Source organism: Hominimerdicola alba, assembly GCF_900112155.1.
GTDB classification, from domain to species: Bacteria; Bacillota; Clostridia; order Oscillospirales; family Ruminococcaceae; genus Hominimerdicola; species Hominimerdicola alba_D.
The window spans coordinates 1-19208 of the sequence record NZ_FOKQ01000054.1; the positions used below are offsets into that span (position 1 = coordinate 1).

At 38.5% G+C, this 19208-nt stretch carries 15 protein-coding genes; 10 read left to right on the top strand and 5 right to left on the bottom strand.

What is annotated here, in order from left to right; all coding sequences use genetic code 11:
* Window positions 1-1672 precede the first annotated feature (1672 nt).
* Window positions 1673-2629 carry a GNAT family N-acetyltransferase gene (locus BM265_RS17610; RefSeq protein ID WP_074963269.1) on the bottom strand — a complete coding sequence of 319 codons (957 nt, stop codon included), beginning with the start codon at window positions 2627-2629 and terminating at the stop codon, window positions 1673-1675.
* A gap of 1345 nt (window positions 2630-3974) precedes the next feature.
* On the opposite strand from BM265_RS17610, the gene BM265_RS17615 reads away from it, so the two are divergent.
* The 10 genes from BM265_RS17615 to BM265_RS17660 all read left to right on the top strand — a co-directional run bounded on the left by BM265_RS17615 (window position 3975) and on the right by BM265_RS17660 (window position 14922).
* The gene (locus BM265_RS17615) at window positions 3975-5177 is read left to right on the top strand and encodes a Fic family protein (RefSeq protein WP_074963270.1); all 1203 of its coding nucleotides are present in this window, start codon (window positions 3975-3977) and stop codon (window positions 5175-5177) included.
* A gap of 412 nt (window positions 5178-5589) precedes the next feature.
* Window positions 5590-6189: a TetR/AcrR family transcriptional regulator gene (locus BM265_RS17620; RefSeq protein WP_074963271.1), complete on the top strand. Its 600-nt coding sequence runs from the start codon at window positions 5590-5592 to the stop codon at window positions 6187-6189.
* A 527-nt stretch (window positions 6190-6716) separates the two neighbouring features.
* Window positions 6717-8327, top strand: a complete 1611-nt coding sequence (locus BM265_RS17625; RefSeq protein ID WP_074963272.1) for an RICIN domain-containing protein — start codon at window positions 6717-6719, stop codon at window positions 8325-8327.
* A gap of 438 nt (window positions 8328-8765) precedes the next feature.
* Window positions 8766-9530 carry a D-Ala-D-Ala carboxypeptidase family metallohydrolase gene (locus BM265_RS17630; protein WP_242940894.1) on the top strand — a complete coding sequence of 255 codons (765 nt, stop codon included), beginning with the start codon at window positions 8766-8768 and terminating at the stop codon, window positions 9528-9530.
* An 844-nt stretch (window positions 9531-10374) separates the two neighbouring features.
* Window positions 10375-10806, top strand: a complete 432-nt coding sequence (locus BM265_RS20790; protein ID WP_074963273.1) for a hypothetical protein — start codon at window positions 10375-10377, stop codon at window positions 10804-10806.
* A 24-nt stretch (window positions 10807-10830) separates the two neighbouring features.
* Complete coding sequence (locus tag BM265_RS20795; protein ID WP_242940895.1) at window positions 10831-11229, top strand: hypothetical protein; 399 nt, start codon at window positions 10831-10833, stop codon at window positions 11227-11229.
* A gap of 59 nt (window positions 11230-11288) precedes the next feature.
* Window positions 11289-12140, top strand: coding sequence for a leucine-rich repeat domain-containing protein (locus BM265_RS17645; protein WP_074963275.1), 852 nt, complete (start codon window positions 11289-11291; stop codon window positions 12138-12140).
* A 65-nt stretch (window positions 12141-12205) separates the two neighbouring features.
* Window positions 12206-12964 (top strand): leucine-rich repeat domain-containing protein, encoded by a 759-nt coding sequence (locus BM265_RS17650; RefSeq protein WP_242940896.1) that lies wholly within the window; start codon window positions 12206-12208, stop codon window positions 12962-12964.
* A 109-nt stretch (window positions 12965-13073) separates the two neighbouring features.
* A complete protein-coding gene (locus BM265_RS17655) occupies window positions 13074-13418 on the top strand; it encodes a hypothetical protein (RefSeq protein ID WP_074963276.1) in 345 nt (114 codons plus the stop codon).
* A 208-nt stretch (window positions 13419-13626) separates the two neighbouring features.
* Window positions 13627-14922, top strand: a complete 1296-nt coding sequence (locus BM265_RS17660; protein WP_074963277.1) for an ATP-binding protein — start codon at window positions 13627-13629, stop codon at window positions 14920-14922.
* 95 nt (window positions 14923-15017) lie between these two features.
* Here BM265_RS17660 and BM265_RS17665 read toward each other — a convergent pair whose 3' ends face one another.
* From BM265_RS17665 to BM265_RS17680, 4 genes are all read right to left on the bottom strand, one after another.
* On the bottom strand, window positions 15018-15893 hold the full coding sequence (locus BM265_RS17665; protein WP_074963278.1) for an IS1595 family transposase: 876 nt from the start codon (window positions 15891-15893) through the stop codon (window positions 15018-15020).
* Between the two features lie 410 nt (window positions 15894-16303).
* Window positions 16304-17179 (bottom strand): alpha/beta hydrolase, encoded by an 876-nt coding sequence (locus tag BM265_RS17670; RefSeq protein ID WP_074963279.1) that lies wholly within the window; start codon window positions 17177-17179, stop codon window positions 16304-16306.
* Complete coding sequence (locus tag BM265_RS17675) at window positions 17179-17763, bottom strand: TetR/AcrR family transcriptional regulator (protein ID WP_207647012.1); 585 nt, start codon at window positions 17761-17763, stop codon at window positions 17179-17181. The genes BM265_RS17670 and BM265_RS17675 overlap by 1 nt, the downstream gene beginning before the upstream one ends.
* A 44-nt stretch (window positions 17764-17807) precedes the next feature.
* Window positions 17808-19019, bottom strand: a complete 1212-nt coding sequence (locus BM265_RS17680) for a hypothetical protein (RefSeq protein WP_074963281.1) — start codon at window positions 19017-19019, stop codon at window positions 17808-17810.
* Between the last annotated feature and the right edge of the window lie 189 nt (window positions 19020-19208).

Genomic DNA, 19208 nt, shown 5'->3' on the forward strand with positions numbered 1-19208 from the left:
TTTGTATTACTAACTTTCGCATCGTCAGTATTTACATTCTACACTGAGGTGTTCTTTTTTGCAACCCCTTGATTTGTTTGGTTACAGGAAGCTCCGTTAATCATGATATACTTGATTTGATCAATATTTCACAACAGATGACAGATCAGCTGAACGATAAGTATTACTGATATCAGACATCTCGTTGTTTGACTGTACTTGCAGTATATCACATACGCTCAGAAAATCCAGTGATATGAGAGTCAATAGATAAAAAATCAGAGTGAATTGTATATACGGAATTAAACAATATAAATATCAGGGCCTTTCAACATAAAAAACACCGCCTGTTCTTTCGCATACAGGCAGCGTTATAAATCAAGTAAACCGCAGGTATATTTTTGTGAGAAGTATTTTTTGCAGGACAGACTGATTTATAATAGTATCGGAGAGCTCTAAAGAAAGAATATTGCCTAAAATTCAGACTATAACTTGTCTAAAAGTTAGACAGATACAAATGCGGTGTCTAAAACTTAGTCAATAATCTGACTAAATCTTAGACTATTCTAGGTTCGCAAAAACAACTTAGTCTTAAATTTAGACTAATAACTGACTAAAAGTTAGATAAAAGTATATTTAATCGAGTGCAAGTGTCAAAATATTAGACAGATAAGTGACTAAAATTTTGACAACTATACATTCCAAAACGACAATAATTGTCTTAAAATTAGACTATTTCTTGCTGTTCAAGACGATTATTTCACCTCACGTCAATCTCGTATATAAATATATTAAGATTTTACCAAAATTTACATATTATGACATATATATCCAAATATTGTAAAAAGTATTCAAGTCTTGAATATTATAATTCAAACCTTGAATACTTTTATTCAAAGTCTGAATATTATTATTCAAGTCTTGAATAAAACGCTTCAGCACGCTAAAACTAATTAGTTTCATATTTCTAAAACTAAATTTAGTTTTAGCGTGACGAAGGAAAATTCTGGAAAAATAATTCAAAACTTGAATTTAAAAGTGCCTCAAATGAAGCAAAAATCTTCAAAATCCTAAAACTAATTCGAAAAGTTAGTTTTAGACTCATAAAGGAAAATAGAAACGAAAACATACCCAAATGATACCCAAAACATACCCAAATCGGAGGAAATCCCGGGCTACAAACAGCGTTTGAGTTCATTTCTGCCCTAAAACTACCCTAAAACTGCACCAAAACTGGATGTTTTCATTCGTTTCATCTTCCTCTTTTCTCCTTAATTATTCAAATCTTGAATATAACTAAAAAATGAGGGGGGACCAACTTTTTCTCCAACAGAAAAACCGAACTCATGAAAGAATATTAAAACGAAATTCAACTCATCGGACAAAGAAAATATAAAACACAGATGCATCTAGGCTTCTTTGTATGGTGTCTAAAATTTAGATAGTAATAAAACCTGTCGTTTCATCACAACTTCACTTTATTTTTCACCTCATTTCAAAATCGAACACTATCAGATATATTTCTCTAATACTTGAAATACTCTTTCCCAAAACAAAAAGATAATTCAAGGATAACGCAGACCGGTGCGGTGGTGGAGAGAATACAAATATATCAGAAGCCCCCGCAGCCGAAACTGTGGAGGCTTCTTGTTCTGACGGTTTTTTTCTGTCTCAGTTCAAACTGACGCTGATGTTATAACAAAATGCGCTCATCGATCCTTCTTGCAAAGGAATATGTGTACGGTCCAAAATACTTGCCCCAGAAATTAAGCGCAGTAGGGTTAAGAGTTTCGCAGTCCACACCGAGGTGAGTTACGCCCTCAGCTTTAAGCGTTTCAATGATAAAGCCAAGCAAGCCCTGCGCTGTTCCCTTTCCGCGATACTTTTCATCAAAGTATGCACCGCAGATATTTTTCATCGTGTTGTGTCTGGTAATAAAGTTTTCTGCCTCATCCTCCAGGGAGATAAAGCCGATGATCTCACCGTCTGCCTCTGCGGCAAACACTCGCAGGTCTCCGTTCTTAAACCATTGCTCATAGCGCTCCATATCAGTCGGGAAGAATACCGGCGCTCTTTCCAGATGCTTTACAAGCCCGTTTCTCAGTTCCCTGATCCTTTCAAATTCATTTGGCGGCAATTCAGCAAAATGAATGTTTCCCGGATCATAAGAAATAGCAAAGCTTGAGATTTCCCTGACAGAATCCGAACAGCGTATTCCGAAGCCATTGAGCACAAAGGATCTTGCAGCTTCCTCATCGTGAGCGTATCTGCTCAGCGCACAACTGAAAACAGCCTGTTTCACAAATTCTTCCGATGCGCTTGCAAAAAGCATTGAAGCCAGCCTGCCCCGGTTTTTAAACTCATAGGAAAAAGCACTGCCGCCGAGAGGCGAAAACACGCCCTTTACATCTCCGAAAAAGCCGTCCCAAGGGCCTGCAAAAACCAGATAGCCCACAAGCCTTCCGTCGCACAGAGCGGCTTTCCCGAATTGCTGACTGCTTAACCAGTGCAGCATTCCTGTCAGCTGTTCGCTGAAATCCACACAGGGCAGGTCGGGACAATGTGTTCTTTCCGCTTCAAGCTCCGCAAGTGCCAGCTCAACAGCCTCTTCAATATGTTTTTCACTGAATTTTTCAAATATAATATTCATTTTCTGAACCCCTTTTTCAGTCCTTTGCTGCCCTGTTATCTGTCGATGCTGCCCTGATGGAGAACGTGTCGCAGATATACAGTCATATCCTGTTTTTTCACATTATACCATATTTTCTTGTGTTACGCAATGATCAAATAAAAAAATATGACTATCCCGTTGGCTCACCAAAATGCAGTTTGGCGAGATAATGGATAGTTGATAATGAAGGTGTCCGCTGTGCGGACGTTATGCCCATTCGGGCAGACTGCACAGGCTTATATGCTGGTATGAGAGTATAGCGCAATGCGGAGAGTAAAACAACTATATACCAAAAACACTATATTTTCCTCCCGAACTGTGCAGGGCGTCCGAATGGACATTTTGCGCCGCAGGCACTCCTTTCATTATCAACTATCCATTATCAACTATCAATTCACTAAAGCGCAGGTCGGTGAACAAAAGGGATAGTCATATTCTTTTTAGCCACTTTTTTATTGTTTCTGTGATCGGAAAAAAAGAGGGGGAGACCCGTCACTGACAGGTTTTGAAAAAATGCAGATTATAAACCTCGCAATGCACGATATAGCTTCAAGAATCGAGAATTCGTACCGGATTTTAGAATGTACCACAAGCGAAAAGGTTTGTTAATAGTCAAGAAATGCAACGTTCATAAAGGCCGCTTTTTCTGTCAATATTATCAATGAGGGCTCTATCAATGTGAAATAACACGGAACTACATTCTGATCCCAAAACTATCCTACGTTCAATTAAACTTCTGAACGTAGGATATCTTTTTGAGCAGGAAGTAATGACTGTCACTCTTAGATGTTAAATTGTTTTCGGAATGTTTCATGCAAAAATTCTATTTAATGCCGAAATCGGCACTTCAATATTGACGACCATTTTTGGATATGATATAATTAAGATAATAAAGCGAGGTGCATATTAAATGCAGTTGATTGGCTGATTGAAAACAGGTAGGACGGAAAAAATGTTTTCGGACATTTTGTTATACTCATAAGAAAAGGTGCTGCTATTTGAACATGATAACTGCTCCAAATGAGAACTTGAATATGATAGAAATGATTACCTAATATCACAGTTAAAAGCGAAAATGCCGTGCAGGACACTCATACCTGCACGGCATTTTTCAGTATAATAATATAGGGATAGAACTATTCTTGCAGAAAAGCAAGAACAAAAACTCAAATTATATTGACTTTTGAGTTTCAAGGTGCTATAATGGTATAACAAAACGCAAAATATGCTGATTTTGCGTTTTACCAGTACAAGCCTTTGTTGACTGACGCAATGAATATTCAATTTTGCGTATGACATAATATGATCAAAGGGAGATGAGAGTATGTCAAGAAAAACACTTAAGGCATTGTTCCACATGAGCACAAATGAATACAAGGAAGAATATGAGCACCGTTTCAATGATGAGAACACCATTCGTTTGCCCGTGAATATCGGGGATAATAGGGCTTTTATTTGTCAGACTCCCGAGATATACAAGCATATAATCGCTATTGAACGTCTGGATAAAGAAGTGACGGAATTATATTATTCTCTGCCCGATACAGCCATAGCGCAATTCACATCGAAATGTTTGATAGATGAGATACTTCTGACCAATGATATAGAGGGCGTTCACAGCACACGAAAGGAAATCGGAGAGATCTTACAGGATCTGTCTTCCCACAATAAACGAAACAGGTTCGTTGGCTTGGTGACAAAATATGTCATGCTCGAAAACCGTCAGACTATTGAGTTTGATACCTGCAGAGATATAAGAAAGATATATGATGATATTTTCTACGAGGAGATCAAGACAACTGATCCGGAAAATCTTCCCGATGGTGAATTCTTCCGCAGATCTGGAGTGGAGGTACAGTCCGCTTCTCAAAAGGTCATCCATAAAGGTTTATATCCCGAAAGCGAGATAATAAAGGCATTTGAACAAAGCCTTACATTCTTGAATGACGACAGCATAGATATTTTTATCAGGATAGCAGTTTTTCATTATCTGTTTGGATATATCCACCCTTTTTACGACGGCAACGGAAGAATGAGCCGATTTATCAGCAGTTATCTTCTTTCAAGGCAGCTGACTTCACTGATAGGATTCAGGCTTTCTTATACTATCAAGGAAAATATTTCAAGATATTACAAAGCTTTCGATATATGCAACGATCCTCACAACAAGGGAGAACTGACTCCCTTTGCCGAGATGTTTCTTGATATAATCAGGATATCCATGCACCAGCTTCTGGAGACCCTTGAAGAGAAAAAACAAAGGTGGGATTATTACAAACAGTGTATCGCTATGCTTCCCAATGCGGAAAAAACAGATATATCTCATCTGTACGATCTGCTAATACAGGCTGCACTTTTCTCGAATATTGGCATCAGCCGTGAGGAATTGATAAAGCATATGGAGCTTTCGGAGAATACCGTAAGGAGCAGGTTAAAGAGTATTCCCGAACAGCTGCTCATAGAAAACCGTCAGAAAGGCAGAAAATATTATCTGCTTGATTTGGAGCAGGTGGATAGGATGAATTAATTGGATTGATTTAAATTTTACACCGGTATCGAATAAGATGTCGGTGTTTTTGTGTGCTGACGACAGAGTGTTCAGTTGATCTGCTTGTTCCTGCAATGGGACACATCAACTTATATACCGCTGTCTTTATTTCTTGCACTGAGTTTTTTCTTAAATTCGCTAATATCTCATAAGTATGACCGAAAAGTCCATGTGTTAGAATAAGCTGAATGCTCCTGTTGGTATTGAGCAGACTTGGTTCAACGGTGAATTCTTGTGCGAATTACCCCTTTTTGCAATTCGTAGAAAGTCTTGTTCGTGCGATATATAAAAACAGCCGTGAACCTATTGACAATTGGCGCAAGGTGGAGTATAATGGCTACAATAGATTAGGCGTTAGCTAAATTATAAATATCAGATAAGGGAGAGAATTATGCAGAAAGGAAACACAAGAGAAAGGATACTTGCAGCTGCGTTGGATCTTTTCTCAGTCAAAGGTTATGAGGGAACAACGATAGATGATATCGCAGCACGTGTCGGCATCAAAGGTCCGTCTATCTACAAGTATTTGAAAGGAAAAGCCGATCTTTTCCGTGCACTTGGAGAAAAAACAGATGAGGAGTACAATGCCGGGATGGACAAGGTACTCAGTGAAGCAGAAAATGTACACTCCGGAAAAGAACTGAAAGAATTTACTATGCATTCTATTACGTTTACGATCAATAGCGAAGTTATAACAAAGATGCGCAGGGTACTGTCCATTGAACAGTTCCGAAATGAAGATTTTGCAGAACGTACGACTGTACATCATCTGAAGAAGATCACCACTATATACACCAAGCTCTTTCAGCGATTGATGGATGAGGGAGTCATGATAAAGGGGGATCCCGAGATATTTGCAATGGAATTTACAGCACCGACCACCTTGCTGATCCATATGTCCGACCGTCAGCCGGAAAAGAAACAAGAAGCGCTGGCAACTATTGAGCGGCTGGTTGATTCGTATATTGACCGTCATTGCCTTATCAAATAATCATATATCATATGTGCTATTACCGCACCCGGAATGATTCCGGGTGCGTTTTTTTGTATTATAATACATTTTTTCTTTGTAGAAATGTTGTTCAGACGAAATGTATTGTGCATGGTATCTGATTTTTTTTTTTATCTATTGCAAAGGAAAAGGTCATTGCGCCGAATTAAAAGCTGATGTATTGACAAATAGTGGCAACTAATGTATACTAGCTAATAGCTTTTAGGGTAAAAGCTATTAGCCTGTACATATAAAACCTAATAGCTTATAGAATATTGATATGATTCTGCACATAGTCATAAGTAAATAAGAAAAAATTTGTTTTCAGCAGCATTCGTGTATGAATAGCAATACTTATCAAAAAGTTTTGTAAATAGAAAATAATTGATTTATCGTAAGATCAAAACATTAAATCAGGCACAGAATGGAGGAGAGATGGTTTTTAATGTTTGATGTTTTCTTCTTTATGATCTTTATGATCGGTCAATTATAAATAAATTTTTTTAGCTAAGGAGTAAAAATTAAACATGAAGAAATTATCAAAACAGTTTGTAAGTATCTTCATGACTATTGTAATAGTCATTTCGATACTGCCTATGTCTGCTTTTGCAGCTTCGTACAGAATAGACTATTGGAACTTTTCAACACCAACCCGTACACTTTCAATGGGTAGCAGAGGAGACGATGTAAAGTGGTTACAGTGTGCCATAAACGACCTTATTATAACTGGTGATTGGAAAAAAAGTCATCTTGATACTCCAAAATTGGATGTTGATGGTGCTTTTGGAAGTGCAACAAAGGCAGCAGTTGAAAAGTTTCAGAGAAATTATGGTTTATCAGTAGATGGTTATTTTGGTCCTAAGTCTCTTTCTAAGATGTTGCAGGTGCTTTATCCTCGAATACCACAGCCTTATACACCGACTAATCCCGAACCTAAAATTCCAAATGCAACCAATTACTATATTGATGGAGTTTATTTCATCCGTAATAAACAAACGAACAAATATCTGGATGTTTGTGGCGGATCAAGCTACAACAATGCAAAAATAGTTCAGTATCGATTCCATGGCGATCTTAATCAGCAGTTTAGAATCAGTTATGAAAATGGTTTCTATAAAATTTATACAAGGGCTGGAGGCAATAGATGTTTTGATCTTTGGGGTCCCTCTGAAGCAAACACGAATGGCACAGATCTGAAGATATATGATTCTGTAAGTAATTGTCAGCAGCAGAATTTTATACTCAAAAAACTGGGTGACGGCAGCTTTGAAATAGGATCTGCTTGCAGTAATTGCAACAAGGTTTTGGAAGTTGAAAATTCTTCTAACGATGACTGTGCTACTGTTCAGATCTATCAGGGCAATGGTACAAAATTAAATGATGACTGGTATTTAGAGCCTGTAGATGATTATACAACTAAAGCACCTAATCAGTTTAATAGAGCAGGCAACATAAATACTCTTGGTTCGGTTAATTATGGTGGTTACAGATATAAAATTATAACAAAAGATGATGTAACATCAGGAATGACTCAGGTTAAACAGATTACAAAGAATAAGATAAACGTTGACATATTTAAAGCAATTGCAGACTTTGCAATTGCTGGTGACACTGACATGGTTCCTTCATCTCCTGGATTGCAAACAGTTTGCGGAATTATCAATTCGTTAACCTCATCCATAACTAATATATCTGTTAGATTAACCTTGTATAAATCAAATACATCAAATTTAAGATATGCTACTATAGAGGTTGGTGATGGAGAATTTCAGACCATTCTTAGAAATACTGTAACAAACGATAATGAATATCTAAATGGATATTGGGACACCAAAGGAGAGAAGCATTCTTTTCCGCATTACGAAGGTAGAGCTGTGAGAATGAAATTATCAACAAAACATAATAGTTTGTATCAATTTGATGGTTACATTGATGCAAATGGAGAATTTTGTATGGCATTACATACTTATGCTGGTGATTCTTTGGAAGTTCGTGAGAACGATAAATGGGAGTGGAACCCAATTTGGTTAAAGTTTGGTAGATTCACATATGGAACTGATAATCGTCATTTTTCTGTCTTAAATCCAGAAAAAGCTTCTGACAACTGCATTAATACTCTTAATCAGTGCATACAGTAATAAAAATATACACTACAGTGTAATTATTTATGGATTGATCTGTAAAAACAGTACACTGATAAAACACCTCCTATGGTTTCTATTATACCATAGGGGGCTTTTTTATCAGTGTGCGTTTGTACCGCCGTCTTTATCACTTCCACAATGTTCTACTGTTTATCTGTATCTCTGTTATCTTGTATGGGTCTGCGAATCTGCAGAAAGGTTGAATATTTGATCTCTCCGATACTACTAAAAAGCAGTCTGTCCGGCAAGAAATACTTCTCACAGAAATATTCCTGCGGTTTACTTGATTTATAACGCTGTCTGTATACGAAAGAGCAGGCGGTGTTTTTTTATGTTGAAAGACCCTGATATTTATATTGTTTAATTCAGTATATACAATTCACTCCGTTTTTTATCTGTTGACTCTCATACCACTGGATTTTCTGAGCGTATGTGCTATACTGCAACCTCGTTGTATATCACTACAACAAGAACACCGGCAAGGCATACTCACCCACATGGAGCTCTCAGACCGAGAACAGAGGCGGTACAAAGTGCGTTCTTCAGGGTGACGGCAACTTCGTTATCTACAAATCCGACGGAAAGGCTATTTGGAATACCAGAACAAACGGCAAGAGCCGTGCTTATCTTACATTCTGCGATGCCGGCGAGATCAGAGTAGTTTCCAGAAATTATAACTATGCTACCACATGGTCCAGCTACAATAACCATGGTTACAGCATCGATGCAGGTGCTATTTCAACACAGCCCACAAAGCCTGTAAACGGTCAGCTCTCTGCACATTTCCACTCAAGTGAATTTGCCTGCAAGCGCTGCGGTGCTACTCACTCTATCGACCAGAACCTCATCAACAAGCTGGAACAGCTCTTCTCCAAGCTGAACTGCTCGAAGATCATCGTAACCTCCGGTTATCGTGATCCCGATTGTTCCGTTGCAGTAGGCGGATACAGAAACGATGCACATACTCGCGGTATAGCAGCAGACGTTATTTGCTATGACAAGAACGGCAATCCTATAGCTTGTGAAACGGTTGCATGGGCAGCAGAACAGATCGGATTCTCCGGTATCGGTCTGATAGACAGCTACGCGATCCACCTGGATGTCCGCACCACCAGCAACTATTCTAACGGTCACTGGTTCGGTGATGAAAGAACAGGCAATGACAATATTTCCACTTTCAGGAACTATCATAGATAATAATTCATACAGTCTTTTGATCAACTGATCATAATAATACGAATATAATAATGCCCCGAAGCTGTTCAAAGTGCTTCGGGGCATTGCTTTTATATTTTGTAAAGCGTGGCACATTTTTCCTTTGACGTGCGATATTGTTTTTAAAGTTAATATTTTAGACAGTGACGATAAATAACTCTTTCGTCAAAATAAATGCAACAGCCCAATACAGTTTCGCTACCATCAGTAGGGGAGTCTTCCGCATTCGTTCATAGACTTTCTGCAAACGAACAAAAGAAAGAGAAGACGAAATGTAAGATCATAGTTCTTACAATCAATATTATATTGCGGGGAACTGGGTTCCTCGTCAACGTACCCGTAGTATACCACGCAAATATCAATAATAACCCACGGCTGAGATTACATCTCGGCAGTGGGTACTCATGTATTACTTTAAGACTGAACGTTTTGCCATGTGTATGGACGTATAGATAAAGATTTATCTGGTTATAAAAACAACCCCTGCCGAAATCACAGATCCACGCTCTTTCTTTGTCCGTAAATATTGCCCGCGCACGAAATCGGACAGCGAAGTGAATCCGATTTCTCGCCCCGAGGGCGCTGCCGACGCAGTCGCAGCTGAGGGGCGACAACCCCGCAGTACGTCCCAAAAACAGACGCACATTTTACCCATTACTGCACGATAAAAGGTTCTTAACAAGTAAATTTGTTAAGCAGAATCAGGTCATAAAATGAAAAATGATTTCCTTGACAGCGGACGTGTATTGACAAGAAAAAAATATTTGTGATATAATATTTATGGGCAATTTTGAGGACAGGAAAGTCTGAAAAAAGGAGAACAACAATGAACAAGAAAAAAATTATAATTACCGTGTGCGTTGTATTAATTGTGCTGGTAAGGATTTATACTCCTTATCTGGGTAAGCCGTTTTTGATTTATTGTCGTGGTGGCGGAGGCAGTAAGGAGAGATTTTATCTATCAAGCGATGTGAAGAAAATATTACAGATTTCTTCTCATGACTCTTGCGTAAAATTTATAAGATACTGTTCTAATCTTGAAGAGTTAACTGTTTTGGGTTACCCTGAAACATTCAATATAAAGGATATTTCAAATCCAAATTTAAAGAAATTGGATATGAGTGGATATGGTGTTAACTGGTCAAGTCTGAACAATTGTACTGAATTGGAAGATCTGAGTATTTGCTTTGGTGATTTTAATACTACCGAAGATATATCCGAACTAAAGAATTTGGAAAAGTTGAGTATCATAAAATAAGAAACAGATATCTCTTTGAATAAATTGAACGAAGTGAAAAGCTTAAAAGAATTGAAGCTCATCTGTTTTGACGAAATCGATTGTGCAGATCTATCTCAGCTTGAAAATCTGGAAACACTGTATTTGGGCGCCGATGAATCAATGTCAAGTACAAATACCAAACTGAAAAATACACATTATTTGAATGAACTTAAAAATGTAAATAAACTTTATATCCGTTGTCAGAATGATATCAACTGTGAAGATTTTGCTAAGCTGGAAAATGTTGAAACACTGTCTTTGGACACCGATGGAAAGATAATAGGTGATGAGATTTGCGACATGGATTCGCTTAAAGAAATTACGATTCATGAAACCAAGCTTTCAGAGAAAGTTGAAAGTACACTCAGAGAAAAAGGTGTTACCATAAAATACGAAAATTAAGCTGATATAGCTTTGAGATAGAAAAGTATAACAGATAAAAAAAGAATAGGAGACTGATCATGAAAAAGAAGAAAGTTATAATTACCGTGTGCGTTGCATTATGCATTGTATTGGTTGCGTTGGTGAGAGTTTTTACGCCTTATCTGGGCAGACCGTTTTTGATGTATTGTCACGATGAAGAGATAGGTAAACGTGGATTTCATCCTTCAAATGAATTAAAAAGTATACATTCATTATATGCTGATGACCCGGTTATAAAATTTGTAAAGTACTGCCCTGAACTGGAAGATATATATGTTTATGATGCTCATCAATCGGGTGATGTGATACCGGTCGATATAAACGATATTGTAAATCCCAAATTGAAAAGTTTATATATTAGCGGAGAAGGTGTCAACTGGTCAGGTTTGAGCAAATGTACGGAATTGGAATATTTGGACCTATACGATACCAATTTAGATAGTTTTGAAGACATATCAGGTCTGGAAAATTTGGAAACATTGAGTATCATCGGAGACAATACAGAGGTCTCGTTGAATAAATTGAACGAATTAAAGCATTTATGGAATCTGGATATTTATTGCAGTAAGTATGATATTAACTGTAAAGATTTTTCAAGGCTGGAAAGATTAGCAAGGCTAAGGATCTTTTGCAAGAATGATATTGACTGCGATAATTTTTCACGGATGGAAAATCTGGAAATGCTGTTTCTGAAAACAGAGGGAAAAATATCAGGACTTGATAAATTGGACAGTGTTGTATCATTGACTATATATTCCGGTCAGGTGACAGAAGATGAGATCTGCGGTATGGATTCGCTTGAAGAGATCACGATCTATAATACCAAGTTTTCAGAAGAAGTTGAAAGCACACTCAGGGAAAAGGGTGTTATCGTAAATTACAGAGATTAAGCTGATACAGCTTTGAGAGATAATAGTAGAACAAATTGGAAGACAACATGGATAGGAGACTGATCATGAAAAAGAAAATTATCATTGCAGTGTGCGTTGTATGCTTAGTATTGGTAAGGATCTTTACGCCTTATCTTGGCAGACCGTTTTTGATTAAGTGTTATAGCAGAGAGAGTTCGGGAAAGAGATATTATCTATCAAATAAATTAAATAATATACATATCTTAGAGGCAGACGATACAATTATAAAATTTATAAAATACTGTACTGAACTGGAAGATGTATCTGTTTCTGAAGGACATCGATCTGGTGAGATAATACCAGTCGATGTAAATGATATTGCAAATCCAAATTTAAAAAGTCTGCAAATTCTGGGAGAAGCTGTTAATTTGTCAAGTTTGAACAGATGTACTGAACTGGAACGCTTGTTCTTAGAAATTGATGATTTAAATATCGAAGATATATCAGAGCTAAAAAAATTGAAATATTTGACTATCTATTCAAACGAAATAAACTCATTGAACAAATTGAATGAATTTCAAAATTTAGAAGAACTTGAGCTTCATTGTTGGGATGATGATATAGACTGTGCAGATTTTTCAAAGCTGAAAAATGTGGAAAAAATGTTTTTGAGCTCTGGTGGAAAAATAACAGGACTTGATAAAATGGACAGTGTTGTAGAATTGAGAATTTATTCCGATCAGGTAACAGAAGATGAACTCTGCGGCATGGATTCGCTTGAAGGAGTTACAGTTTATCATGATAAGCTTTCAGAGAAAGTTGAAAGTAAACTTAGAGAAAAGGGTGTATTCGTAAAATACTAAAAATAAGCTTACACAGCTTTGAGAGATAATAGTAGAACTAATTTGTAGACAACAGGGATATGATGATGCTTTCAAATACAGCCTGAAAAAAGAATGTGACCCGCGCCCGATGAGGGCAGACGAGGTCGAGGATTTCGGTATAGACAAAAATTTTTATGACGCTCACCCCGAGAGATTTTTTGTGCAGTATGAGCTCAATGACAATATCTGCGAGGACAGGGGTTTTCTGACGATAGGCACGGCGGGCTGTGCTTACGACAACGGAGTTATCATTACGGAGGAAATGCGCGGGAAAATATTTCAAACCGGCGAGGGTGCGCTGGAACTTCTGGCGGACAGCTTTGATGATTTCTACACCCGCTGGCTGGACGAACTGGCAGACGCGGAGAAATATCGGCAGAAGATTGAAAGAACAAAAGCACTCCGAAGAAAATACTGTTCGGGTAACAGTTGAGATTATTGATATAAAATGTGCCGATCTCCGCTTCGGAGGTCAATTGAGACATATTACAACGAAAACCACTTAAGCAAATTGTTGTGCTAGATAAAAACGCGGTTATCCGCAAAAATTTCTAATCATATTATTGACTTGCATGAATAGATGTGATATAATGTGGCTAGAATAAATTGCGGGTATCCGCATTTTTGTCGAATGGAGTGATATCATGATAGAACGCAGAAAATATCTTGACAAACTGATACGCAAAAAAGAGAACGGGCTGGTCAAGGTAATTACGGGCATAAGGCGGTGCGGCAAGTCATATCTGCTTTTTGAGATATATCATAAGTACCTGAATTCAATAGGTGTAGATGACGGACATATAATTGAGCTTGCGCTTGATGATGATGTGAATATCCGTTACCGAAATCCTCTGGAACTGGGAGAATATATCAGATCGCTCATGACCGATAAAGAAAAGATGTATTATATCTTCCTTGATGAGATACAAAAAGTTGCCGAGATACCGAACCCTTATCTTCCCGAAAGTGATGAGAAAATAGGCTTTGTCGATGTGGTGCTCGGGCTGATGAAGATAAAGAATGCTGATATATATGTTACGGGAAGCAATTCAAAAATGCTTTCCTCTGATATCCTTACCGAATTTCGCGGGCGCGGTGATGAGATAAAAGTCAATCCGTTGTCATTCTCGGAGTTTTATACTGCATTTGAAGGCGATAAGCGTGATGCGTGGCGGGAGTATTTCACCTACGGTGGAATGCCGCTGGTGCTGATGCAGCGTACTCATGAGGACAAGAGCAAATATCTCAGCGACCTTTTCAGCAAGATATACCTGGACGATATTATGAACCGCAACAATATCGGTCACGATAAAAGCGTGCTTGAAGATCTGCTGAACATAATCTCATCATCGGTAGGCTCGCTCACTAATCCTTCAAAGCTCTCAAAGACTTTCAAGAGCATAAAGAATATATCTGTTTCTGACGATACTATCGCAAAGTATCTCGATTATTTCATAGATGCTTTTATGGTGTATAAGGCTCAGAGATATGATGTCAAGGGGCGCAAATATATAGGTTCGCCCATGAAATATTATTTTTCGGATATCGGACTCAGAAATGCGAGGCTCAACTTCCGTCAGCAGGAAGAAAACCATATAATGGAGAATATCATTTACAACGAACTGCTTTACCGTGAATTTGACGTTGATGTGGGCGTAGTGGAGTATAACTATATAGACAGTGAAGGAAAAAAGATACGGACTAATCTGGAGATAGATTTTGTTGCCAACAAAGGCAGTGAGCGTTACTATATCCAGTCGGCACTTACTATTTCCGCAGAAGAAAAACGTCAGCAGGAGATAAATTCACTTCGCAGAGTGAAGGATTCATTCAAAAAGATAGTTGTGGTGAAGGATGACATCATTCCATGGTATGATGAAAACGGCATATATTATGTGGGCATCGAGAAATTTCTGCTTGAAGAAAATGAACGGTGATATAATTGCATGAAAAAATTATTCAAGGAGAAGCCATGAAGATTAACATCAATATAAAACATTATGGTTATCCCCTTAACACACCACAAGTAAGATCACTGCACCAAAGCAGCCAAAAGCCTTAAATACGCACTGTTTCCCAGCTTACGGCGGTTGAATTTGTAACAGTATTCGGCAGCATATAACGCTGTGTGGATCTTTTTGTTTCCGTGGTAAGTTCCCATGATCATTGCTTTGAAGTTTGATATAACTTTATGCATCCAATTCAGCTGACCGCTTGTCGGATCATATGTCTCAAAAACATGGAAGTATTTCTGTGCCAGCGGATTCTTGTAACTTCGAGCATTATCACTCTCGATCTTCGAGCCAACGCGGATATTATCCCTGGCAAATCTACCCACAGCTATGCCCTTTAAATTCGGCACATCGCTCATTTTAACGTACTCGGGATTTCCTGCTGCGTTCTTCGATAAAGCTACGATCATTTTGACTTTTTCAGTACCTCTGCCACGCTTTTTACCGTGAGTCGGAGCACCGAGATACGTGTCATCAAGTTCAACGATCCCGTCGAGCAAATAGCGTTCTTCACAGCATTTCATAGCTTTTCTGATGCGATGAAGGATATACCAGGCTGTCTTGTAGGTCACCCCCAAAGACCTCATCAGCGTAACAGCAGAAACGCTGCATTTGTTGCTCATAATGAGGAATGCGGTGACTATCCACAGTCTGAGCGGAATATGTGCTCTGTGCATAAAAGTTCCGTTTGTGGCGGATATATCTGCTTTACAGAACTTGCAGCGCAGCAGATGGCGTGACCTTATCCTGCGGTACTCAGAGCCACCGCAAAACGGGCAAGCAAAGCCCTTTTCAAAGCGGATAGCAAGCAGAAAATCCTTGCAAAAGCTTTCATCTGCGAACTTTGAGTATATCCCATCAAGTGTGATCTCAGGTTTCGGAAATCTTTTTGACATAGCGACAGCTCCTTTCGGTTTCTGTCACTACTATACTATATTTTCCGGTTTTTGAGGTCTGTTTATTTGGACAGCTTTGTAAATTATCTGTGGTGTGTTAATGGGATAACCATGATAAAAAATGTTGGATATTTAAAGGAGAGTGAGTTATTTGAGTATTAAAAAGTCAAAGAAAAAACTTATAGTTTCTGCACTTGCAATATTTATCATTCTGTTTATCAGCTACTCTGCAATTGTATTTAAAACAATTAATCCTATAAGTTCATTCACAATAAAAGAATAATAATATCAAACGGACGATGACCTGACATTTCCCGTCTTTTCTATTATGAGATGAAATGATTTGATTTTATGACGACAAGTAATTTGATATTGATATTGTACGCTAAAATCCAATACAGCAGGCTCCCTCACTGTAATATGCTTACCATTTTTTGGTTTATCTTTTTCGAAAGCTCATGATTGAGCCCATGCCCGGCATCCTTGTAGAAAAATGTTTCCATGTGGTTTTGCAATAATATCTCTTTACCGCCAAGTTTCTGGAAGGGATCCTCTTCACCGACCAGATATACCAGCTTTTTTCTGAGCATACCGATCTGATCCCCTGAATAGCCACTTATCTTATGATACCTCATAGCCATGTTGTTGAAGCCTTTCAGAAGATATTTATAATGCTCCATGATGGTCCTATTTTCGGTAAATACCCCGTATCTGCTGCCGCAGAGCTTTTTTATCAGTTTTGAAACGTTCTTATCCGTGGGCAACAACGCTTCGGGCAGGAATATCTTCATCATAGCCTTCATAGAATTTTTCTTTCCGCCTACCGCAGCCGAACCGGATATGCAAACGCCCTTTATTACCCTGTCGCTGCGGCTGACTGTATATGCCTGTACAAGGTAACTCCCATGAGATACCCCTGCAAAATATGCTTTGCTTATGCCCAGTCCGTCAAGAACTTCGTCTATCCACTGAATATCATCGAAGGTCTTGTTATAGTTTTCATTCGGAACGCTCTTGCCAGGGCCGCCTATGGTATCTATGGCATATACATGAAAATATCTGCCAAGATATTCGGCGTTGTATATCCACATCAGCGCAGAGTCATCGCCCACACCGTGAAACAGCACCAGAGGGGCAGAATTTTCATCCCCGCATTCGATAACATGCGTTGTACCGTAAGATACAGATATATCACGCTCTTTCACCTCACAGCCCCATTCTTTCAGCAGCTTGTCATAGGTATCTCTTATACGCAGTCCTGCTTGTCTGCTCCTGTAAACTTTCATCAGTCATATTCCTCTCCGCAGAAGACTCTGTTGTAGAAGTCTCTGAGCATATCTGCCAGTCTGTCCGTATCTTCGGAAAAATATCCCAGCATTATGATACTGTGGTATTCGTCCGCAAGCATTTTAGCTTCACCTGTGACGAGCCCCCTGTCAAGAAGATTTTCAAACACCTTTCTTTCATGCTGTGCAGGCATATCAAAAAGAAACCTTTTCCATACCATATTTGCCGAAGCATCATGAAAACGCTCGCTTTCGAGGGTGCGCAACAGCTGATCCATTTTCTCGTTTCTCAGATAATCCGTAACGTGGTGTACCCCTGCCAGAACAAATTCTTCACGCTTTATTTCGCTGACGCTGTTCAGTGCCTGTATGAATATGCCTTCTTGTTCCCCGATTGCAGTCTCTGCCTTTTCGGTCATTGCCCCGAAAATATCCTGTTTGCTCTTAAAATAGTAGTATATCGTGCTTGAACGTATACCCACTGCTCCTGCGATATCTCTCATAGAGACCGCAGAATAGCCTTTTTTGGCAAACAATTCAAGGGACTTTTCAATTATCGTGTCTTTTGTGCTGTCGTTAGTCATATTGTACTCCTTTTCTGCCTTATTTACCAATGAGAATGTCATATTTATTCTCTGACAGCAGAACTAATATACATTTTACCGTTTACTGTTAATACTCCCAGCGTCTTTTTTATCGCAGGCGATGCAGGAGGGATAAATACTGCTTCTTCGATGTTTCTGCTATCGAACTTGCCAAGATTAGTAATACTATATCCCTTCGATTCTGCAAATCCGAAAAACATAGTACCTATAAACCCGGCCGCCTTGCTCTCATATCCGCATCGTGCCGCAGCGAATGAAGCATCTAATAATTCTCCTTCCAGATCTGCATAACACTGTAACACCAGATATAAACTTTTCGGATCGTCGGCCTTTTTCTTAATAATATTATGTACATCCCTAGCCGCTTTCCAGACATCACTTGTTTTGTTCTTATACTCCACAGAAAAAGCTGTCGAATAATTGCCCAAGGCTCCCAGGTTATAGCAAGATAGTCTTTTGCGCAGATCATATGCGATAATAATTTTGTCAGTCTTATCTTTTATATACATCTGAGCCATTAAATAGTCATTGACCGATACTCTATGCTCATGACAGGCTTCCACCATCTTAGTATAAGCATCTGCTGTTTCAAGCTTTATATTTCTGGCTATCTTATCCGATCCATAATACTTATTTGCGAGTTCAAGATATTCGTCATAAGTAAGAGTGTGATTTTCACGATTCCATTGCTTATTAGCCCTTTTTACCAATAGTTTGCTCACAAAAGGCAATGTTGAGCTTTCAGGCATATCCTTCTTTGAAGAAATGAGCTTTTCCTCAACATGATCAGGAACGATCCCTGTTTTATAGCATTTTGCAAACTCTTCCGCCAGTCCTAACGCACCTCTGCCATCTGCTAATAGGTGGTGGAATACGAAAAGAAAAATTGTTTTGTCTCCATAATGGAATGTTAGTATCTTAAGCATTCCATCTGTTCTGAGATCCCATTCATTCTTTGTTACGCTGTTATATTCTCTTAGAAGGATCGGATCATCAATTCCGGATACTGCATCATCCCTGAATATTATCTGTATCTTCGAGATATTAGTAATATTGTAATAATAGCCAACATCGTCATGTCCAAGGACCGACTGCAAAAAAGGATGTGCCTTGGATAGATCATCTGCTGCTGAAAGTATCCTATCCTTATCAAATATAGAATCAATAGCTATCACGATCCCAAAGAACATAGCGGGACACATAAGATGCGCTCTTTCTGTATATATCCTTTGCATATATTTCATCTCCTGTTTATCTATCGAACGTTCGATAGAGTTTAGGGCATTATATCATATATTTCATGATATGTCAATCCCCGGTATAAAAAAATATGGTTATCCCCTTAACACACCACAAGTAAGATCACTGCACCAAAGCAGCCAAAAGCCTTAAATACGCACTGTTTCCCAGCTTACGATGGTTGA